20 protein-coding genes and 1 pseudogene are annotated in these 20514 nt (G+C 41.4%); 5 read left to right on the forward strand and 16 right to left on the reverse strand.

The features are described from left to right. The first annotated feature begins 48 nt into the window (after positions 1–48). A complete protein-coding gene (locus Len3610_RS07415) occupies positions 49–291 on the forward strand; it encodes a DUF2626 domain-containing protein (RefSeq protein ID WP_176447382.1) in 243 nt (80 codons plus the stop codon). Positions 292–555: 264 nt separating this feature from the next. Here the strand turns inward: Len3610_RS07415 and Len3610_RS07420 are convergent, their stop codons facing one another. Then, positions 556–1179 (reverse strand): MBL fold metallo-hydrolase, encoded by a 624-nt coding sequence (locus Len3610_RS07420; protein ID WP_176447383.1) that lies wholly within the window; start codon positions 1177–1179, stop codon positions 556–558. A gap of 152 nt (positions 1180–1331) precedes the next feature. Between Len3610_RS07420 and Len3610_RS07425 the strand changes: the two genes are divergently transcribed. After that, positions 1332–1499, forward strand: a complete 168-nt coding sequence (locus Len3610_RS07425) for a DUF2759 family protein (protein WP_176447384.1) — start codon at positions 1332–1334, stop codon at positions 1497–1499. A 79-nt stretch (positions 1500–1578) separates the two neighbouring features. Here Len3610_RS07425 and Len3610_RS07430 read toward each other — a convergent pair whose 3' ends face one another. The 4 genes from Len3610_RS07430 to Len3610_RS07445 all read right to left on the reverse strand — a co-directional run bounded on the left by Len3610_RS07430 (position 1579) and on the right by Len3610_RS07445 (position 6558). After that, the gene (locus Len3610_RS07430) at positions 1579–3537 is read right to left on the reverse strand and encodes an LTA synthase family protein (RefSeq protein WP_176447385.1); all 1959 of its coding nucleotides are present in this window, start codon (positions 3535–3537) and stop codon (positions 1579–1581) included. A gap of 193 nt (positions 3538–3730) precedes the next feature. Next, on the reverse strand, positions 3731–4687 hold the full coding sequence (locus tag Len3610_RS07435; RefSeq protein ID WP_176447386.1) for an ROK family glucokinase: 957 nt from the start codon (positions 4685–4687) through the stop codon (positions 3731–3733). 4 nt (positions 4688–4691) lie between these two features. Next, positions 4692–4901 (reverse strand): YqgQ family protein, encoded by a 210-nt coding sequence (locus Len3610_RS07440; RefSeq protein WP_176447387.1) that lies wholly within the window; start codon positions 4899–4901, stop codon positions 4692–4694. 199 nt (positions 4902–5100) lie between these two features. Continuing rightward, complete coding sequence (locus tag Len3610_RS07445; protein WP_176447388.1) at positions 5101–6558, reverse strand: spore germination protein; 1458 nt, start codon at positions 6556–6558, stop codon at positions 5101–5103. A gap of 239 nt (positions 6559–6797) precedes the next feature. Here Len3610_RS07445 and Len3610_RS07450 point away from each other — a divergent pair, with 239 nt between their 5' ends. Next, the gene (locus Len3610_RS07450) at positions 6798–7661 is read left to right on the forward strand and encodes a hypothetical protein (RefSeq protein ID WP_176447389.1); all 864 of its coding nucleotides are present in this window, start codon (positions 6798–6800) and stop codon (positions 7659–7661) included. 905 nt (positions 7662–8566) lie between these two features. On the opposite strand, the gene Len3610_RS07455 is transcribed toward Len3610_RS07450, so the two are convergent. From Len3610_RS07455 to rpmG, 5 genes and pseudogenes are all read right to left on the reverse strand, one after another. Beyond that, entirely contained in the window at positions 8567–10126 is a 1560-nt protein-coding gene (locus Len3610_RS07455) for a rhomboid family intramembrane serine protease (RefSeq protein WP_176447390.1), read from the reverse strand. Between the two features lie 100 nt (positions 10127–10226). Continuing rightward, positions 10227–10418: a hypothetical protein gene (locus Len3610_RS07460; RefSeq protein ID WP_176447391.1), complete on the reverse strand. Its 192-nt coding sequence runs from the start codon at positions 10416–10418 to the stop codon at positions 10227–10229. Between the two features lie 64 nt (positions 10419–10482). Beyond that, on the reverse strand, positions 10483–11496 hold the full coding sequence (locus Len3610_RS07465) for a ThiF family adenylyltransferase (RefSeq protein WP_176447392.1): 1014 nt from the start codon (positions 11494–11496) through the stop codon (positions 10483–10485). Between the two features lies 1 nt (position 11497). Beyond that, positions 11498–12067 carry a 5-formyltetrahydrofolate cyclo-ligase gene (locus Len3610_RS07470; protein ID WP_176447393.1) on the reverse strand — a complete coding sequence of 190 codons (570 nt, stop codon included), beginning with the start codon at positions 12065–12067 and terminating at the stop codon, positions 11498–11500. A 45-nt stretch (positions 12068–12112) separates the two neighbouring features. After that, positions 12113–12261, reverse strand: a pseudogene (gene rpmG, locus Len3610_RS07475) (50S ribosomal protein L33). Positions 12262–12562: 301 nt separating this feature from the next. Here rpmG and Len3610_RS07480 point away from each other — a divergent pair. Both Len3610_RS07480 and Len3610_RS20785 read left to right on the forward strand, forming a co-directional pair. Then, a complete protein-coding gene (locus tag Len3610_RS07480; RefSeq protein ID WP_176447394.1) occupies positions 12563–12796 on the forward strand; it encodes a hypothetical protein in 234 nt (77 codons plus the stop codon). A 9-nt stretch (positions 12797–12805) separates the two neighbouring features. After that, the gene (locus tag Len3610_RS20785; RefSeq protein WP_255259832.1) at positions 12806–13354 is read left to right on the forward strand and encodes a hypothetical protein; all 549 of its coding nucleotides are present in this window, start codon (positions 12806–12808) and stop codon (positions 13352–13354) included. A gap of 44 nt (positions 13355–13398) precedes the next feature. Here the strand turns inward: Len3610_RS20785 and phoU are convergent, their stop codons facing one another. The 6 genes from phoU to Len3610_RS07515 all read right to left on the reverse strand — a co-directional run bounded on the left by phoU (position 13399) and on the right by Len3610_RS07515 (position 20493). Next, the gene (gene phoU / locus Len3610_RS07490; protein ID WP_176447395.1) at positions 13399–14055 is read right to left on the reverse strand and encodes a phosphate signaling complex protein PhoU; all 657 of its coding nucleotides are present in this window, start codon (positions 14053–14055) and stop codon (positions 13399–13401) included. Positions 14056–14075: 20 nt separating this feature from the next. Further along, complete coding sequence (gene pstB, locus Len3610_RS07495) at positions 14076–14897, reverse strand: phosphate ABC transporter ATP-binding protein PstB (protein WP_176447396.1); 822 nt, start codon at positions 14895–14897, stop codon at positions 14076–14078. Positions 14898–15141: 244 nt separating this feature from the next. Next, positions 15142–16020, reverse strand: coding sequence for a phosphate ABC transporter permease PstA (gene pstA / locus Len3610_RS07500; RefSeq protein WP_176447397.1), 879 nt, complete (start codon positions 16018–16020; stop codon positions 15142–15144). A gap of 1 nt (position 16021) precedes the next feature. Next, positions 16022–16948 carry a phosphate ABC transporter permease subunit PstC gene (gene pstC, locus Len3610_RS07505; protein WP_176447398.1) on the reverse strand — a complete coding sequence of 309 codons (927 nt, stop codon included), beginning with the start codon at positions 16946–16948 and terminating at the stop codon, positions 16022–16024. A 129-nt stretch (positions 16949–17077) separates the two neighbouring features. Further along, on the reverse strand, positions 17078–18079 hold the full coding sequence (locus Len3610_RS07510; protein WP_176447399.1) for a PstS family phosphate ABC transporter substrate-binding protein: 1002 nt from the start codon (positions 18077–18079) through the stop codon (positions 17078–17080). Between the two features lie 341 nt (positions 18080–18420). Then, positions 18421–20493, reverse strand: a complete 2073-nt coding sequence (locus tag Len3610_RS07515; RefSeq protein ID WP_176447400.1) for a peptidoglycan D,D-transpeptidase FtsI family protein — start codon at positions 20491–20493, stop codon at positions 18421–18423. Between the last annotated feature and the right edge of the window lie 21 nt (positions 20494–20514).

Raw genomic sequence — 20514 nt, forward strand, 5'->3', positions numbered from 1 at the left:
GGTCGTTTATAATAACATTTATAAGGTAACCTAAAGGAGGGGGAAAACATGGATCGGATGTTTAGGGTCCTTGCTTTTTGGGCAGGTATCATTGCTGTCATGTTTTACGTTGGAGATATGCTCAACGTGGCATTGCTTTTCCTTGTTCAAACGGCATTTTTCCTGGCAGTAAGCTATCTGAAATTATCTGAACGTATGTATATGTATTTATTCGGAGCTTATTGTACCATATTCATGGTCGGATTTACCTGGTATTCAGAATTCATATTAGTACCGGGATTCGGGCATTAATACGAAAATCACCTTACGAAAAAACCCTGCTTACATAAAAATTACAGGGTTTTTTCATTTTTTTGGGTTTTCACTATTGACATAGTGTTAACTTTACGTATATACTGAACGTAGTAGCTTAACTTTTATCCCTAACCAACAAAAGAGCAGAGCACATCCCCCCTAAATGTCAGCCATAACCGATGGCTGACATTTTTATTGCTCGCTTTATCTTACGCCCTATAAACATACGACGTTTTATAAAACAACTTTTCTATACTTCCTTCAAATGGGAAAAAATGGATTGTGCTGTTTTTCATTTTCAATAGTTGTTTCCGGTCCATGCCCAGGATAAACCGTGTAGTGATCTGGCAGTTGATACAAAGCATCCCGAATACTCGCCTCCAGCGTTTGTATATCACCACCGGGCAAATCAGTCCGTCCAATTCCCTGATTAAATAAGACATCCCCACTGATTACAAATCCATCATCATAAAATATAAAGCTGACACTTCCTGGTGAGTGTCCCGGCGTATGAATGACTTCGAATGGTATCGTGCCTATTTGAAATTTGCCGGGACGTAATACTTGCTCAGCACGATCCGTTACAATTTCACTTCCCATAAACAATGATGAGCCATTGTACTGCGGGTTTTCCAGCCAGGAAGCTTCATTTTCATGAAGATAGACGTCAAGATTATAATGCGCTCTTAACTCACCTACACCTCCAATGTGATCAAAATGTGCATGTGTTAACAGAATAGCTTTCGGTTCAAGCTTTTCTTCCGTCAAATATTGAATCATCTTTTCGGGATCTCCGCCAGGATCAACAATTAAAGCATGCTCACGATTATGTGCGATATAACAATTTGTTCCTAATGGTCCTGCTGGCATACTTTTAACATTCATTTTGATAGCCTCCATTAAATAGTTACTGAATTCATAAGGATTTAACTCGACAAAACTCATTTTATACTATAAAATAAGTATAGAAAACTGTTGACTACATAATAATACAAATAAGTTTTATACGCTATGTTTACAAGGAGGATGTATTACATATGGTTTTGGCAATTATCTTTTTACTTGTTACGTTACTGGCAATTGTATCTGTCATACGGCAGCTTAAAATCAGGAATTTATTTGCGCTTGGTTTTTCAGCCATAACCGTATTGGTTTTCGGATTCTTTTCAATCGCAACCATTATTACGGAATTAGGTAATATGTAAAAAACTAACTTTATCAGTTAGTTTCTTATTTAGATCAATAAAAGCTGACCCGGGAATTATCCGAGTCAGCTTTTATTGTTTATTCATTGTTTTGTTCATCTTCTGTTTCAGCAGATTCTATAAACCGGAACAAGTCTCCGTAAATAAGATTATCCGAGAGTTCCATTTCTTTCTCTACTTTTTGCTGGATCGGACTACAAGGAGAATCAGGCTGGTTTCCTGTCCGGTTTTCTGCCTCTGACTGATCAGCAGCAGACGGATCCTCATTCTCTTCAGCTTCTACAGGCTCACCGGTTTCCCTGTCGTAACAGACACCACTGGTTGATATATAGTCATCACTGATAAAGTCACCGTTTCTTAATCCGATATAGCCTTTACGGTCGTCAATGAACATGTCATTGCCGAATTGAATATCATTTTCAGCCGATACACCAAGCATATTCAGTAATGTAGGTTTGACATCAATCTGACCTGTTACCTCTGACATGACTTTTCCATCCTCATGTCCCGGTATATGAATGAACATGGGCACACGCTGTAATTGCACATGATCATATGGTGTAACCTCATCCTTGCCTAAATACTCACTCATGGCTCTATCGTGGTTTTCACTAATACCATAGTGGTCACCCATCATAACAATGATGGAATCCTCATACAGCCCGGCTTCTTTTAATTGGTCAAAGAATTGTTCAACGGCTTCATCCATATATCGGACAGTCGGGAAGAAATTATTCAATGTGCTTGAACTTGAATCATATTTATCAATTGAACTGTCTTCTTCACTGAGTTCAAACGGAAAATGGTTCGTCAATGTAATGAACTTCGAGTGAAATGGTTCTTCCATTGATTGCAGATACTTGATCGACTGCTCAAAAAATGGTTTGTCCTTCAATCCCCATCCAACTGAGTTCTCTTGATTAACCTCATAGGCTTCTTCACCATAGAAATGATCGACACCGAGACTATCGTACATTTGATCACGGTTCCAGAAACTTTTGTTGTTGGCGTGAAAGACAGCAGAATGATAGCCCTCTTCACCTAAAATTTCTGACAACCCATTATACTCATTCCCGCCGTGTGTAAAGAATACGGCTCCCCGGGATAATGGGTAGAGTGAATTTTCGACTAGAAATTCGGAATCTGAAGTTTTCCCCTGCAGTGTCTGGTGATAAAAATTCTCAAAGTAATACGTGCTTTCATCACCGACCAGACTGTTCAGAAATGGTGTTATTTCTTCTCCATTAACGTCATTATTAATAACAAAACTTTGAATGGACTCCAATGTTATGAAGATAACATTTTTATCCTCAGCAATACCGTATAATGGTGATTTCTCATCACGCTTAACTTCTTCTTCAACATACTCCGTTATCTCCGGCAATTCATTCCCATCGGCAAATACCCGCTGTGTTGTTGCCCTGGAATGAACTGCCGCATCATAAACATGATAGTTAAACAGACCGATATTTTTAACAAGGTATTCCCTGTCGAATGCGCGGGTGAATAATTGCGGACGTTCCATTTCAGCAAGGAAAAAGTTACCCGCAAGGAGCAGGAATGACATTGCCAGGGCAAATACCTTCCCACTTTTTTGATAGCTCACCGTCATGAGTTCCGGTTTCTTTTTGCTTAAATACCAGATAATCACAACATCGAGGAAAAGCAGCACATCATAAATTTCAATCAATGTCAGGATACTTGATCCCAAGTCACCCATGTTGCTCGCCTGAAATAATTGCGGCACTGTAATAAAATCATTAAATGACCGGTAGAACACAAGATTGAAATACAAAACCAGTGTTCCGATCAATGCCGTATATCTTAAGAATTTCATTTGGCGTGACTGCTTTCTAAACCAAACACTTAGGGCAAAAATCAAAAACGCAGACACAAACGGGTTGATGATCAGGATAAACTCCTGCATTTTATTTTCCAATTCCATATTAAACATAAAACGATAGATTATATACGTTTTAATCCCGAACAAGAATGTAGCCAAGATAAATAACGGGATCTTTAACCGTTTAAAGTCCATATTATTGCCTCCCAGTACTGGCATTTTGGGGGATTTGTTAATCGTCAATTCTTTTATTTCACAAACTGATATTTTTAAAACATATGGTTACCCTATACCATTATATGACGCTTTTCATCAATTAAAAGTTTCATAGAAGTTACAAAAAGTTAATGAAATGTTATTTTAATAGAATATGCCAATAAAGTAAAGACTAGAATGTCAAATCCTCGATATATTGCTTCACTAAATAGGCAGCACCGATAATACCGGCATCGTTACCTAATTGGGCCGTTTTCAATTCACAAATATCACTTGCTCTTGTCAGGGAATATTCGCGAAAAGCATCCTCAATACGTCGAATGAATTTATCACCTGCTTTAGACAAACCGCCACCAATAAGAATTTTTGAAGGATTAATAATCGCAGCAGCATTTGCAATCGCTAAACCGAGAACATCAGCAGTATATGCAATAATGTCGCTGCATGATTCATCATCAGCCTCTGCCAGTTCGAAAATATCCTTTGTTGTAATGGCGCCGTTCAACTTATACCTTCTGGCAAGTGCACTTTCCGGGTCCTGTTCCATCTTATCCATGGCCTGACGAACCATTCCGGTTGCTGAAGCGAGTGTCTCAAGACATCCTTTTCTTCCGCAATTACACAAATAACCATCAGGAGCAACCGTGGTGTGTCCGATTTCACCTGCCGTTCCATTTTCGCCATCAAGAATATCGCCATTAACGATAATACCACCGCCAACCCCTGTACCAAGTGTAAGGGCGACAAGATTCCTGGCATTGCTGCCGGCACCTTTCCAGTTTTCACCTAATGCGGCCACATTGGCATCATTTGCCGTAAATACCGGTAATCCGGAAATAGACCTTAATTCATCGGCCAGTGCTTTATTCCGCCACCCAATATTAACCGCTTCATAGACATAACCGGCATTACTGTCGATAAAGCCAGGCGCACCGACTCCGATACCTTTTATGGCTTCTGTATCTGTATTTTCTTTTATTGAATTCCATATATCTGAAATAATGGAAGCTCCGTGATTGTCTTTATTCGTAGGGATCTGCCATTTATCCATCACAGTCCCGTCATTAGCAATAATGCCCAATTTGACGGTTGTGCCGCCAACATCAACACCGATTATTGACTTCCCCATTCGATTATTTCGCTCCTTTTTCATCCCGCAGACGTGCTGCTTCTTTCCTCAAAAGCAGCAAGGCCTTTTGATAGTCGTTTGTTTCAATACATTGGATGCGGTACAATTCTTTTACTTCGTTTTCCATCAGTTCAAGGTCAGCTGATCTTTCTCCGGTATATATAATCGTGCCGAACCTTTTCAGTAATTGACGTACATCATAAATCGTTTCCATTCAAATCACCAAATTATATTATACCAAATCGGGGCGCAATAATGAATAAGAAAAACTCAGGGTTAGCCTCGTCTTTCCAGAGGTCAGAAGTAAGCGGTTGGATTGGTCGAAATCGGGAAATTAGCCGATTTCAAGATTGAAAACGTCCCTTGAAATGAAAAAATGCTTTCTTAACTCTTAAAAAAACAGACCACTGAAGTCAGCGGTCTGGATCTTGCGGATTCAAAAATATGGGTCTGCGGTTTTTCAATGGAATTGGTGAGCGAATGAATACATCCCTGAAGGCTCTGTATGAAAATGGCAGCAACGGCCAAAAATAGGCAATCCGAAATGACGACATCCGTACCAAATAGAGAAGCCAAAGCGTTATACCAACGATGTATCCTATAGCGCCAAACATTCCTGTCACGATGAGGAGAAACATTCTGACAAGCCGATTGGCCATGCTCATTTCATAACTTGGCGTGGCATATGTTCCAATCGCAGCAATTGCTATATAAAGAACCACTTCATAAGAAAACAATCCGACTTCGACTGCCACCTGACCGATTAATATCGCTGCAACCAGGCCAAGAGCTGTGGCCAGGGCAGATGGTACATGGACAGCAGCGAGCCTGAGTACATCAATTCCCAACTCTGCCAGAATGAATTGTGCGATTAATGGTACCGTTCCTTCTTCGCTCAGTCCGATAAATGAAAGATCCGCCGGCAAATATTCCGGATTAATCGCCAGCAGATAATACAGTGGCAGTATAAAAATCGATGCAAATACTGCTATATAACGGACAAATCGTAAATATGCTCCTACAATCGGTTTTTGCCGGTACTCCTCTGCATGCTGGAGATGATGCCAGAAAGTTGCTGGTGTGATCATCACACTTGGTGAGCCATCAATAAAGATTAAAACATGACCTTCATACACATGGGCAGCAGCTGTATCAGGTCTTTCTGTATAGCGGACACTCGGATATGGATTCCAGTGACGTCCACTAATAAATTCTTCAATTGTTTTTTCCGCCATCGCCAACCCATCTGTATCAATCTTCTCTACAATAGCTTTGGTTTCATCTACCCGTTCCTGATCTGCTATATCTTCCAAATAGCAAAACGCAATATCCGTCATTGAACGTCTGCCTATCTGCATATATTCCATCCGCAGCGAACGGTCCCGAACTCGCCTTCTGAGAAGAGCCGTATTAAAAACAATTGTTTCGACGAAGCCGTCCCTGGAACCACGGACAACCCGTTCAAGATCCGGCTCTTGCGAGGACCTTACAGGATACGTCCGTGAATCAATCATAATCACTTTATCAATACCTTCAACAACCAAAGCTACCGGCCCGCCAAGCACAAGGTCTGATGCCTCATTTAAGTCATCAACACGATCGATTTCGATGTATGGGATATACGTTTTAAACAGCTTTTCCAATGGATCAGGTTCCAGTTGTTCCGGTTCCAGTTGTGCCAATATCCTCATGATATAATGCATAATGTCATCTTTGGCAAACCCATCAATCATAAATAATGCCATATTCCGACCGGCATATTTCAAATCCAAATGGATGATGTCAAAACTTTTATCAACCGCCAGCCTTTCTTTCATATAGGAAACATTTTCGGAATACGTGGAAAATAATGATTGCTTTTCTTTCTCCATAAACTCACCTGCTAAAAAATAAATTGTCCATATGGCTTGCTGTGAAAATGGACTGCACATTTCTTCGTGTAATACCTCGTTGGCGAAGTAAGTCAATTTTCTCTGATAGTTTGTGTGAAACAACCGCTTCTATACACGAATAGACATAAAGATAAACACCTTTTCATACATTCTTTGTGAACAGGTTGTTTTAAGTCCCGAAAATCGCCTAATTGAATCAATCTTAAAGGATGGTCAGGATGAATAAACGCGTATTACTGCTGATCGCTATTCTATTAGTCAGTACAAGCCTGATAATATACTTATGGCAGCATGAATCTGCACCGGCAATTACTTATTTCCCTGAGGATGAGGAATTAAGTTTTACTGAGACAGGCACCTCGCTTGAAATGGTTTCGGAAAAAACAAGGGACTCCTATGAATTGGTCTGGAGAAGTCAATCGGTAAGTGAACGTAAGTTATATTTGCGTCAGGATGCTTCTTTACTATTTCATAATGGCCGTCTGCTCGGTATACGAAGTAAATGGGAAGAAAATACAGACACCATTCAAATAAAAGAAAAAATAAACGGTGAGGACAGCAATTACTTTCAGGCGATATCCTTTCATCATGGAGAAGTTCATTACCCGGATGATGAAATTAAAAGCATCCATCATATGACATATGACGAGCTATATGTTATTGACTCTCCAAGTACGACACTTGAATCATTCAAAACGCCTGAAACAGATTATGAACAGGAATGGTTCCGTCTTCTGGACCATACAACACAACAGCAATTGCAGTATAACTGGAAACGTCTTATGGAGCATTTTAACATTGATGAAGAATCTTACTGGGCTGTGCCACTTACAGATCTGTACAAGTACACTTCTGAACCGCTGAACGCCTTGACCCAAACGCAGACAAATCAAATCCTGGGCCAGCTTTGGGAAGGCATATACAAAAATTATATCCTGAACATCAAAGATTCTGAAGCCGGCACTGCGGATAGTTTTATACCACTTGTATTATTTGATAAACAAAATGAACATTTAATCGTTTTGTATGAATGGAATGGTGAAAAAGAAAGACTTATTCAGCAATACCCTGATGATTTCTAACGCTTAAATCCATCATTCCTTAGTGGAAGGCGCTTTTCATATACTTCGTTGCTTTTTACCTCGTAGTTCATATAAACTGAGACATACTGAAAAATCTCATTTGTGACATTCTGATTAAAGTTATGTGCTCAGAAACGCTTCGGCTATAAACTTGGGTGCTCACCTGATTTGCAGGTTTTTCGGTGAAGCGGCAATTCTCGCAATTCCCGGCCTACTCGGAAGATGATTTCGCTTGTCGCTCGGCCTCGGCTTTCTCAAATTTTCAGACTTTCCTGCACCTTCCTGATAGGTTTTGGACTTCGAGAAGACCTTTCGAGTCCTTTCTATCGTTTTTTTGATGAATTTTGGCACCGTCTCTAGTCCGTTTCATCGTCTTTTTGATGAATTTTGGGCACTGAGAGCCTTTCTCTAATCCGTTTCATCACCTTTTTGATGGATTTTGGGCACTGAGAGCCTTTCTCTAATCCGTTTCATCGCCTTTTTGATGGATTTTGGAAATTGAGGACCCTTCTCGAGTCCTTTTCACTGCCTTTTTGATAGATGTGGGAATCAGGAACCTTTTTTCGAGTCCTTTTTGCCGTCTTCCTAACATTATTGAATCATTCATACCACCTGCATCGTCAGAAGGCTATTCTAAAAAACAGTAGCACTATGTGTCGCAGTTTATCCCGCATTCAATAATGGTTAGTATCCCGCCAAAATACGGCGGCTAACTGGCCCTAAATGCCTGATTCTGTTCGGGTCGACACGATGTTGGTCGCGGGAGACGTTGCAACAGGGCGCCCGAATTTTTAGCCTTTGTTCCTCTACTTCAGTGCGGAAAAGTGCACTCCGCTGAAGGGAAGTTTCACTTTAAGGATTTTGTAGCAAAAACAACAACTTTTGAGAAAACGGGACTGATGCATTTACTCTGTCCGGTTTCCGGTTATTTCTTCATACAATCGCTGGATATCTTCGTGTTCGGGGTCTAGTTCATATGCTTTTTCAATGTGTTCCGCCGCTTTATCCTCTTGCCCATCATTGCCATACAAAATCGCCAAATTATGATGCGCCTCTGCAAATGAATCATTCAATTCAATCGTTTTTTCCAAATCTGTGACCGCCTGCTCAGCATTATTCAGTTGCATATGGCTGTATGAACGCTGAAACAATAAGAGACTTTCCAATTCCCTGTCAATATCATCTGAAATCTCAAGTCCCTCGGTTGTTGCTTCAATGACCTCTTCGTGCTGTTCTTCATTAATGAACTGCTCCGCTTTCATCAAATGATACGAAGGACTATTTTCATTATTCTCAAGACCATAAACCACAAGTGCTGAAACAGTCAGTAAATAAACAATGAGCGCAGAAAATTGAATGACGCCATTCTTTTTCTTTGGGAGATACAACATAGCCGATGCGATAAATCCCGAAATCAAACCACCCAAATGAGCACCATTATCCACCTGAGGAACACTTAATCCAAACACAATATTGATTCCGATAATTATCAGCAAATTCATGCCCATCGTCTGGAAAAAGACTTTTCGATGTATGCATCCGAAAAATAATAAGGCGCCAAATAACCCAAACAATGCTCCGGAAGCGCCCGCTGAAACGTTTGTCGTAAAGGCAAAACTCGCCAGACCTCCTCCGATCCCTGCCAGAAAATAAATAATGAAAAATCGGAATGAACCATATATTCGTTCCACGGCGGTGCCCAAATAATAAACAGCCAGCATATTCATCAATAAGTGAAATATCCCGATATGCAGGAACATTGACGTGATGATGCGCCACCATTCACCATTTTCTATAATGGCCGGATTATATTTTGCCCCAAATTCGATTAATGTTGGTGTTGAGGTGCTGTTGCCGTTCAGTTCAAGCAATAAAAAGAACAGGACATTGATTGCCAGGAGGACATACGTCAAAAAAGGCTTACCGTATGAAAAAATACTTTGGAATTCCCGTTCTCTCTGTTTAATCTGTCCGACTAGGTTTTTCCGGAAATTGGTCACCTCTGCTTCTTTTTGTTCTTCAGAGAGATGTTCCCCGGAATCCTGGAATGTACTCCCGATAGCCTCCTGCAGTCTTGCTAATTCTTCCTCTTTTTCATTATCTGATAAATAATAGACATTCATCCTGATTGGGTTCTTTTCATCCAGTTGCATTTGTTTTTTGAGAATTTCCCAATCATCTACCGGGCTATGGGAATCGATATAAACATTATGTATTACAATATGTTTCCCCCGAAAATACCGTCTTATGGCTTTGGCTTTCTGAAAAACCTGGCCTATGTCCTTCTTTAAATGATTTTTCCAGTCAAATCCGCCATGAAATAGACGCACGACCTGTGACGTTTTACCTTCACGTTTTTCCAGCCATAATTCTTCATTTTCATTAATATGTAATAGTTCAAAGCCATCTTGCTCTGTCAGATGTGTTGCTAATTTATACATTGTATAGCTTTCATCCAGGTACATTAAAGTTCCCCCTCACAACGCCATGATACCAAAATTTATTCAATATTTCTCTCTAAACATACAAAAGAAGCTGTTTTCTTAACAGCTTCTTAAACATGAATTATTTAACTGACTGGCGCTGAAATAAAGCCGGCATTAATTTTTCGCGAATGACTGGCATATTCATTGAAATCATAACTGCCGCCCGCCGCAAAAAGCTGATTGCCAATAGTGTATTCATAATCCGGAAACGCCATCTGAAAATGACAACAACAATTGTCATAAGCAATGTTAAAACTGCAAAGAATCTCATCGGTGACACCCTTTTCTCATTTTATGTCAGTCATAGTCTTCTTCTATTCGGATGAGATTATACATCATGATCCAATATAACGGTCATACCAGGTTCTAGCCTGAACACGATCTTCTGTGCCCTGAACGAGAACGCGCCCATCCTTAAACATGACAAAGTGAATACCTTCTTCAAACGTCGCCTTTAACAAGAATGGTGTTCGCTTTACATCGGCAATATTCGCTAACTGACCTTCCCATTGTTCCAGGTCTAAGGCGGGCTTGCTGTGAATCTGGACAGTGTCCCGGCCGCATAACACCGTTTCTTCGTCTTCTGCATTTTTTTGCAAAGCAGGGAATTCATTTTTTTGGCATGTTGCGCAATCCGCATCAGGGGTCAGAAGCTTCATATCATAGTGGCGATTATGCCAGATATCAATTGTTTTTAAGGTGTTCCGCAATGACGGCTCATTCAACGTTAACCATTTTAATGTCTCTGTCACCTGAAGTGATGCAACCATATCAACGGCCGGGGAAATAACACCAACCGTATCACAAGTCTGGCCGCCTCCTGCCCCTTCATGAGTGACACACCGTAAACAAGGCGTTTTTCCCGGTACAAAAAATGCAGTCATCCCCCTGGAACTGACAACACCACCATATGAAAATGGTATTTGCTGCTTAAAACAGGCATCATTTAAAAGAAACCGCGTGGAGAAATTATCCGTTCCATCCAATACAACGGTCATATCTTTTATGAATTCATGTATATTTTCAGCGGTGACATTTCCAACAATTGCCTCGATTTCTACCTGACTATTAATTTTCTCCAGTTTGTTTTTAGCCGCTACCGCTTTTGGCATTGCTTGTTCCACATCTTCCTCATCAAACATCATCTGCCGCTGCAAGTTGCTGAGTTCAACATAGTCACGGTCGATCAGCCGAATTTTACCAATTCCGGCTCGTACCAGCTGGTTGCTGATGACAGTGCCTAATGCACCTGCACCAACCACAAGTGCAGAACTGGATGACAATTGATGCTGCCCACTTTCCTGGATCGGGCCAAATAGCATTTGCCTTGAATAACGGGTTTTATCCATGTTAGCTCCCTCCCCGCTCTATAAAACCGCTCTCAGTAATGATTTCATCTACCGGAATATCAAATGGTTCAACCGGAAGCTCTTCTGCGATTTGCCTGTTTGCTGCCAGTGACAGCTTCAGATTTGGAAAATCAATTAAAAAACGATCATAATACCCGCCGCCAAACCCAATCCGATAGCCATTTTTATCAAACAACAATCCTGGTACGACGAGTAATTCAATGATATTTTTCATCACTTTCCCGGTTTCGTCAGGCTTTGGTTCCCATAAATTATAATAGACGGACTCCAATTGATTGAAGTAATCTATTATACGAAAATCAAGCTGCCGTTCCCTCGGCCAGCATTTGGGAACACAAACCGTTTTACCTTCCTGCCACGCCTTTTCGATAATCGATCTTGTATTCCACTCCATTCCGTGTGAAACCGTTATGCCGATTACTTCAGACTGCTTCCATATATCAGATGTCACCAAATGCTCCGTCAACGATTGTTCTATTCTGTCACGTTCCGAAAGTGATAAATTATTTAATCGGTGAATGATATCTTTCCGAAGTTCAGTTTTTTCCATATCATTCAACCCCCTGCCTGCATTATATACAATCACGGCAAATCATTATTTCGTCTCACGATGCAAGTTGTGTTTTTTCAACCGTGGACAATTTCCATCAGTCTATACCGTTCCGGGTTTTTCCGCTTGTTTTTTGTAGAAATATAGTTACGGTCGCCTGTTTCTGTACAAGCCATGTAATATCTACACCGCATTTAATTCCCTCCAACAATGACTGCGTTTTAAGATCTAGGCGGTGTTCAAAGAGTCCGGTGAATGACATCGATTTCTTCTCGTTAGCTTGCTTTTCCGCTGCTCAAGCTTTCGGCTGCGCCTCGAACTCTCGGTCCTTTTCATCCTCCTTTTGAACACGCACTTTTATGACGTTTCAGACCCTAACTATAATAGCAGATGTATGGATAACTTTCAAGATGCTGGATTGTTAAATTTTGACCATTTCTCTTTTTTGTAATGTATGTTATAACTGTATTGATAGATGAATGGAGGGAAATAAACATGATGTATACGATAATCGCCATTATCGTTATTGCAGTCGTCCTGTTAATTCTATCGTTTTTTATGAACGATAAATTTGATGACTTGGAAAGCGAACTGGAACAGCTCTCAATCTCAACAATGCAGGAAAACTATCAAATTAAGAAAAAAATAAATATCCTTGAAGAAGAACTGCTGACAGACGACTTTTCCAATGACACCATACATAAAAACGATCAATATACAGAAAGATAGGGGAACCATATGAAACAAACCGTTCGTTCATTTGCAATTGGCCTGTTAACGGCTGGTATTATTCTGCTCGGTGCGTATTATTTTGCCGGTGATTCACAGACTGAAGCTGAAGACATACCGACAGAGGATATGATTGAAATTGTTGAATCTGAAGGTTATCATGTGTTGACTGAATCCGAATATATTTCCGTTTCTGTAGAGTCGGACGATAATACGGAAGAAAATAATGATACGAACAATGAAAATAATAACGAAGCGGAACAATCCGGATCTGATGAAACAGAATCTGATAATAGCAATGACGGGAATAATGAACAGGAAAATAATTCAGACGATACCAGTGAAGATAGTCCAACAACTTATACACTGACAGTAGAATCCGGAGTCGCACCATCCGAAATCAGTCAAACACTTGAAGAAAATGATATTATCGACGATGCTGATGCGTTTACAGAGTATTTGGAGGATGAGGATTACAGCCAATTGGTCCAACTGGGTGAATTCGAACTATCCAGCGACATGGACCATAATGAAATTGCCGAAACCCTTACAAACTAAGCTGTATTGCCAATCGCAATACAGCTTTTTGTTTATGCTTAAGCTTAATTTAATTTATACGACTCGCCTTTAACAAGATATAAAATGCTCTCGCCAATATTAGTTATATGATCGGAAAATCGCTCAATATAGCGTGCGCTGAACGCCATTTGCATGACATATTGGATTTTTTCCGGGTTTGTCGCCGTCTCTGATAATAAATCACTCACGATCCGTTCATATAACCGATCGACCTTGTCATCCATAGCCGATAGTTTGCCTGCAATGGATACATCCTCATATTGGAACGCCCGCATCGCCGTTTCATTCATATTAATCGCCATATCCCGCATTTCCTTAATGCGCGGATGGATGGTCAACCGGTGATCTTGCCCAAGATGGCATGTTGATTTGGCGATATTTTTGGCATTATCAGCCATACGTTCGATATCTGTTGTGATTTGCAGCGATATGACAAGCCTGCGCAAGTCTGTTGCGACAGGCTGTTGTCTGGCAATCAACAATATCGTCTGATCGTTGATCGCGTGTTCCTGTTTATCGACACGTTTGTCTTCATCAATCACGCTATTTGCCAGATTCAAATCCTGGTTATACAAAGCGTCAATTGCTTTACGCAAGGCATCCACCGACGCATTTGACAGTGCCATAATATCCTCTTTAATATCACTCAAATCCGTCTCAAACTGTTCTCTACCAGTCATTAAAATCCTCCTTTATTAGGTCAGCCAAACCGGCCGGTAATATAGTCTTCCGTACGCTTATCATCAGGGTTGGAAAAAAGTTTATCCGTATCGTTGTATTCAATGACTTCACCATTCAGGAAAAATGCTGTCCTATCCGAAATTCTGGCAGCCTGCTGCATGTTGTGCGTCACGATTGCGATACTATAATCCTTTTTTAATTCCTGTACAAGTTCCTCAATCCTTGTGGTTGAAATGGGATCCAGCGCCGAGGTAGGTTCATCCATCAAAATGACTTCAGGTTCAATTGCCAGACATCTGGCAATACAAAGCCGCTGCTGCTGACCGCCGGAAAGCCCAAATGCATTTTCATTCAGCCGATCCTTCACTTCATCCCAAAGAGCTGCTTCTTTTAAGCTTTTTTCAACTATCTCATCAAGTATTTTCTTTTTCTTAATACCGTGTGTTTTCGGACCGTACACAACATTTTCATAAATCGATTTTGGAAAAGGGTTCGGATTTTGAAACACCATCCCAACGCTTGTTCTTAAATCTTCCACTTTAAACTTCGGACTGAATATTTCTTTATCATTATATTTAATGCTTCCGCTCATCTTTACGGATGGCACCAATTCAACCAACCGATTCAGCGACTTAATAAACGTTGATTTGCCGCAGCCGGATGGTCCAATGATCGCTGTCACCTTATTCACGGGAATATCCAGCTGCACATCATAAAGTGCCTGGTTATCGCCATACCATAAATTAAAGTTATCAATAGAATAAATGGTTTTTTTATCTTCCTTATCCGGTTCAATTGTATTAGTGATCGTTACCTGCTTGTTCTCTGGTGCATTAGTCATGACAAAACCTCCCGATTAATTACTAATTGTGCGTGTTCAAAAAGGAGGATAAAAAGGACCAAGAAGTTCGAGGCGGTGCAGTTTCGAGCAGCGGAATGTATGCATTTAGATACATGAGCACAAGGATTGCTTCCCTGAATCCGCATCCGCACGCAGGAAAAGCGGTTTTCTTTTCCAAGGAGCGAAGAAACAAGCCAACGAAAAAATTCGACGTGTCATTTTTACCGGACTTTTTGAACAACCTCTAATAACGTTTAGAAAATTTGTTACGTATGAAAACAGCAATAGAATTCATCAGTATTAAGGCTACAAGCAGCACGATAATACCTGCTGAAGCGATAATATGGAACTCTTCTTGCGGCCTGCCGGTCCAATTGTATATTTGGATCGGTAACACCGTAAAACTGTCCCGGATACTTCCCGGCACATAAGCGACAAATGACATTGCGCCAATCGTCAATAAGGGGGCTGTCTCACCAATCGCTCGTGATAAAGCCAATATGCTGCCGGTCAACATGCCGGGAATTGCTGCCGGTAAAATAACTCGGCGGACCGTCTGCCATTTTGTGGCACCCATCGCATAAGACGCCTCATACTGGTTTTGCGGGATGGACCTTATAGCTTCTTGTGCAGCGACAACAATGATTGGCATTATTAACAGGCTCATGGTCAATCCACCGGCCATAACACTCCGGCCCATTTCCAGCAGCCGGACAAAAACCGTCAGACCCAATAGCCCGAAAACAACGGAGGGAACCCCTGCCAAATTTGATATATTCATGCGTATAAAACGGGTGAATTTGTTTTCTTTCGCATATTCCTCAAGATAGATCGCCGTCCCAACACCCAATACTATCGAAACTGGAGCGGTGACAGCCATCACCCAGAGCGTACCGAAAATCGCAGCTTTTATGCCGGCTTCTTCCGGAAAACGGGATGCAAAGTTTGTCAGGAATTGCCAATCCAAATAAGGAAGACCCTGTGAAAATACCCGATAAAGCAAGACTGCCAGCACAGCGATTCCAAATGATGTAGCTAAGAAAAACACCGTCCGCATAATCCGGCTCTTGATGATCCGGTTATTCATTTTATTTTGAACCAGCTGTTTGTCGATCAAGTTCATATCAGTAATCCTCCTTGAAGCGGCGGGAGATATATTGTGACAGGAGATTCATCAGCAATGTGAAGAGGAACAACGTCATCCCGACTGCATAAATGCTGTAATAAGTGGTTGTGCCATAGGAAGCATCACCAAGTACCACCTGTACGATATACCCGGTCATTGTCTGTATCGATTCTGTAACATCCAAGGTAAGTGTTGGTGTTGAGCCGGCAGCAACCGACACAATCATCGTTTCTCCGATAGCCCGGGAAATACCCAGCACGAAAGATGAAATGATCCCTGACAATGCTGCGGGAACGACGACCTTCAAAGCCACTTCGAGTCTGGTGGATCCCATTGCCAGCGCACCTTCCCTCATAGAGTTGGGAACAGAGCTCATGGCATCTTCAGAAAGTGAAGCAATCATCGGAATGATCATGACACCTACTATACCCCCCGCGCTCAGTGCATTAAAAATTGGAAGATCAGAAATGAACACCTGCAGCAGTGGTGTCACAAATGTCAAAGCAAAGAATCCGTAAACAATTGTCGGAATGCCGGCCAATATTTCAAGGATTGGTTTGACAACTTTGCGCACTTTTTCTGATGCAAACTCACTCAGATAGATAGCTGACGCCAGTCCGAACGGGATAGCTACGATCATAGCAATCACCGTAATCAGCAATGTTCCCGAGATTAACGGCAGAATCCCGAAGCTAGGATTTTCGCCAAAAGGCCACCATGTTGTCCCCGTTATAAATTCCATGAAAGGAACACGCGTGAAAAACGTAATGGTTTCTATCAGCAATGTGAGAACAATACCGATTGTTGCAAGTATCGATACAATGGAACAAACCAGAAAGAAAGCTGGTGCTGCTTTTTCAGTAAATGTCTGTAAAGAACGATTGGATTTTTTTTCTTTCATTAACTCTTTGACGTTAACAGCCATAAAGATACCCCTCTTTTACATTAACTAAGCTAACATAATATAAATTAATCATTACAATAAGGTAAGTGAGGAAAGGTATAGCCATACACCTCCCCTCACTATCCAATAAAATTCATTTATAGCTCAGGATTATTGTCCGGCAATTTCATCCAACGTTGACAGCATACCTTCATATTCACTGTCAGGTTGCGCAACATAGCCTACTGATTCTGCCATTTCACCTGCGTTTTCAAGTGTATATTGTACAAAATTGTAGACTGATTCATTATCCTGCACTGCCGAATGTTTCACGTAGATGAATAATGGTCTTGAGAAAGGATTATAGTCACCTGATTGAACGGTTTCCTGATTTGGTTCTACTGGTTCACCACTATCGTTTACAATCGGAACTGCTTTCAGTTGATCTGAGTTTTCAGCATAGTAAGCATATCCGAAGTATCCGATAGCATTCGGCGAACCTGTTACACCCTGTACAAGCACATTGTCATCTTCAGACAAGGTCGCATCCTGACGAAATTCTCCTTCTTCTCCCAGTACGACTTCACTGAAGTAATCAGCTGTACCGGAATCTGCGCCCGGGCTGTAAAATTCGATCTCTTCATCCGGCCATTCTTCGTTAAGATCAGACCATGTTGTGACACCGCCGTCTGCTGACCACATTTGATTCAATTGGTCAACTGTCAGCTGATCGACCCAGTCATTTTCCTGGTTAACCACAATTGACAGTCCGTCAAGCGCTATTTGAAATTCAGTGTATTCAATGCCTGCGTCTTCAAGTGCTTGTACTTCTTCATCTTCAATTGGACGGGAAGCATTTGAAATGTGCGTTTCACCGGCAGCGAACTTTTCAAAACCGCCGCCGCTTCCGGAACTGCCAATGCTCACACGTGCGTCCGGGTTTTCCGTTTGATATTCTTCAGCAACAGCTTCCATAACTGGGAAGACGGTGGACGATCCATCGACGATAACTTCTGTTTGTTCACTGCTGGAGTCGCCATTCCCATCACTATTTCCGCCATCAGCATTTCCGCTTTCCTCTCCATTCTCATTTCCTTCTGCATTGCCGCATGCTGCCAGCAATACAAGTAAAAATGATAACGCAAGTGCTGCAAATAAAGACCTTGACTTCATTTAATAAGCCCCCTGTTATAATGTGGTTTGTCAGGAACAGAATCTCGTTTCCCCTCCTGCAATTCCTATCGTAACGAATGAGTATTAACCTTCTATGAATTAAGTGTAAAAATAATGTAAAGTTGATAGATTTATAGTTGCTCCCCTTCTAACCTATAATCGAAATGAAAACAAAAAAAGGGGCGTGATTTTTTTAAAATTTCACGCCCCTTTTTTGCAGATTATTTCGATTGTAGGGGTAGAAGGAGGGATAGGAAAGTCGGCAAGCGATAGCGCGATTGGCATTAATAAAGCCTATACTCTTTCAAAAGAGTATAGGCTGCCTGAGTTGGCGGACTTTATTATTCTTCTTCATCTTCATCTTCGTCATTCTCTGAGTCAAAATAAGCGTCCAATATACCTTTACCTATATTATGGTTAATCGGATGGTCACTGCCTTTACCTGTATGTGGTACCATGACCGCAAAAGCAACTTCCGGGTCATCATACGGTGCATAACCGACAAGGGATGAGTTTTCCGTGGAAGCAACAACTTCGCCATCTTCAAAAATATCATATTCTGCTGTACCGGTCTTTCCAGCAGCATCGTATGGTTTATCAGCGAAATGTTTTGATGCTGTTCCATTCGGTTCCTGGAACACCCGGCGGAACCCTTCCTGAACACGCTCAATTTCACTGTCACTCATTTGGACCCGATTCATGACCTCTGTATTATGGCTTTTGTATACCGGACCAAGGCCTTCATCATGCGGGACCGGATTACGGATTTCTTTCATGAAATGCGGGCGCACCCGATAACCATCATTAGCTATTGTCGATACATACTGAGCCAGCTGCATCGTCGTATAACTGTCATACTGGCCAATTGAAAAGTGAAGTAAATTACCGGCGTCCGGGTTTGCCCCAACGTATCCGGTTGATTCATACGGGTAGTCAATGCCTGTACGGACACCTAACCCAAACTGGCCGAAATAATTGCGCAGTTCCTGGAACGTATCATAATTGATATCAATCGGTTGATTTCGCTGATAATTATATTCACCGCCCATACGCATGGCGATATAAAACATGTAAACGTTGGATGATTGCTCCAGTGCCTGATAATCATTAACCAAACCTAAATTTTGCCAGGAACTCATTTCTTCTGTTCCCTTTATTTTAATCGGCTCATCATAAAATTGCTGACCGGGCTCAATCACATCCGAGTGATAACCTGCCAGAACCGTAGCACCTTTAATGGACGATCCGGGTGCATTGGCATTATAGAGATTAGCTGTTCCGGTATTGGAAAATTCATTCTCATCATGATCGTACTGCTGTCCGCTTGCAGCAAGGATTTCACCTGTATCGGGATCCATAACGACAGCCATGGCATTTTCCAGATTTTCATTTTCATTGGGATATTCCGAAATCGCTGTTTGCATTTCTTCACGGATTATACTATCAAGTTCCTGCTGCAGTTCCATATCAATCGTCAGGACAAGATCTTTTCCGCGTTGACCTTCAACCACGACATCGGAATCAACAACCGTGCCATCATTATTAGTTGTGTATTGAATTTTTTCTTTACGCCCTCTCAGCACACTTTCATATTGCTCTTCCAATCCGCTGTTTCCAACTCGGTCATTCCGGCTGTATCCTCTGGAGAGATAATAATCCTCTTGATCCGCCGGGATCCCTTGGGACTGGGACGTGATGGAACCGGCAAAGTCGCGGAATGTTTCCTCATACGGATATTCCCGATTCCAGTCAGTTGTTGCATTAACACCGGGTAATTCATCCAATCGTGCAGATACGCGCGCAAATTCTTCAGGCGTTACATCATCATTTTTTATCACTTGCGGTGTCAGCGCCTGTGCTTTATCCATTTCCTTTTTTATGGCAATGACTTCAAGTTGCTGTTTTGAAAAATCATTAAGCTCGTCTTCATCTATTCGGTCGAGCATTTCATTATATGCTTCACCATCGTCCATTTCTTCCGTTTCTTCCTGAGACATCAAACTTTCAGCTTCTTCCGTGTTCTTTAAGTACCAATATTCTTGTTTATTCCGTTCGGTCACACCATCAAGATGCTCTTCTGAATCCATGGAAATATATTCTGACAAATTTTCAGCGACTTCCAGCCTGTCCTCTGCCTGTATTCCTTTTTCAGGTGTGTATGTTATCGCGTATTCGGCATCATTTCCAACAATCAAATCACCATTACGGTCGTACATTTTTCCACGGGGAACCGAGACTGCTGTTGTATCATTAGTGGTCCGATCAATCTCAGCCTGAAATGCTTCCCCATTTAAAATCTGAACAACACCCAGCTGGAGTACTAATGCCGAAAACAATAAAAAAACAATAAAAAATAAAATATTCAAACGAAAGGGAAGTTGCGCCTTCTTTCTTTTCTTCATTTTTGAAAACATGATTCCTCACCCTATGCCTCA

The organism is Lentibacillus sp. CBA3610, from assembly GCF_013373365.1.
In the GTDB taxonomy this organism is placed as follows: Bacteria; Bacillota; Bacilli; order Bacillales; family Amphibacillaceae; genus Lentibacillus.

Excerpts from the sequence above, each read along its gene's own strand:
- Len3610_RS07415 (WP_176447382.1), top strand. The coding sequence starts at position 49 with ATGGATCGGATGTTTAGGGTCCTTGCTTTTTGGGCAGGTATCATTGCT.
- Len3610_RS07420 (WP_176447383.1), bottom strand. The coding sequence starts at position 1,179 with ATGAATGTTAAAAGTATGCCAGCAGGACCATTAGGAACAAATTGTTAT.
- Len3610_RS07425 (WP_176447384.1), top strand. The coding sequence starts at position 1,332 with ATGGTTTTGGCAATTATCTTTTTACTTGTTACGTTACTGGCAATTGTA.
- Len3610_RS07430 (WP_176447385.1), bottom strand. The coding sequence starts at position 3,537 with ATGGACTTTAAACGGTTAAAGATCCCGTTATTTATCTTGGCTACATTC.
- Len3610_RS07435 (WP_176447386.1), bottom strand. The coding sequence starts at position 4,687 with ATGGGGAAGTCAATAATCGGTGTTGATGTTGGCGGCACAACCGTCAAA.
- Len3610_RS07440 (WP_176447387.1), bottom strand. The coding sequence starts at position 4,901 with ATGGAAACGATTTATGATGTACGTCAATTACTGAAAAGGTTCGGCACG.
- Len3610_RS07445 (WP_176447388.1), bottom strand. The coding sequence starts at position 6,558 with ATGGAGAAAGAAAAGCAATCATTATTTTCCACGTATTCCGAAAATGTT.
- Len3610_RS07450 (WP_176447389.1), top strand. The coding sequence starts at position 6,798 with ATGAATAAACGCGTATTACTGCTGATCGCTATTCTATTAGTCAGTACA.
- Len3610_RS07455 (WP_176447390.1), bottom strand. The coding sequence starts at position 10,126 with ATGTACCTGGATGAAAGCTATACAATGTATAAATTAGCAACACATCTG.
- Len3610_RS07460 (WP_176447391.1), bottom strand. The coding sequence starts at position 10,418 with ATGAGATTCTTTGCAGTTTTAACATTGCTTATGACAATTGTTGTTGTC.
- Len3610_RS07465 (WP_176447392.1), bottom strand. The coding sequence starts at position 11,496 with ATGGATAAAACCCGTTATTCAAGGCAAATGCTATTTGGCCCGATCCAG.
- Len3610_RS07470 (WP_176447393.1), bottom strand. The coding sequence starts at position 12,067 with ATGGAAAAAACTGAACTTCGGAAAGATATCATTCACCGATTAAATAAT.
- Len3610_RS07480 (WP_176447394.1), top strand. The coding sequence starts at position 12,563 with ATGATGTATACGATAATCGCCATTATCGTTATTGCAGTCGTCCTGTTA.
- Len3610_RS20785 (WP_255259832.1), top strand. The coding sequence starts at position 12,806 with ATGAAACAAACCGTTCGTTCATTTGCAATTGGCCTGTTAACGGCTGGT.
- phoU (WP_176447395.1), bottom strand. The coding sequence starts at position 14,055 with ATGACTGGTAGAGAACAGTTTGAGACGGATTTGAGTGATATTAAAGAG.
- pstB (WP_176447396.1), bottom strand. The coding sequence starts at position 14,897 with ATGACTAATGCACCAGAGAACAAGCAGGTAACGATCACTAATACAATT.
- pstA (WP_176447397.1), bottom strand. The coding sequence starts at position 16,020 with ATGAACTTGATCGACAAACAGCTGGTTCAAAATAAAATGAATAACCGG.
- pstC (WP_176447398.1), bottom strand. The coding sequence starts at position 16,948 with ATGGCTGTTAACGTCAAAGAGTTAATGAAAGAAAAAAAATCCAATCGT.
- Len3610_RS07510 (WP_176447399.1), bottom strand. The coding sequence starts at position 18,079 with ATGAAGTCAAGGTCTTTATTTGCAGCACTTGCGTTATCATTTTTACTT.
- Len3610_RS07515 (WP_176447400.1), bottom strand. The coding sequence starts at position 20,493 with ATGTTTTCAAAAATGAAGAAAAGAAAGAAGGCGCAACTTCCCTTTCGT.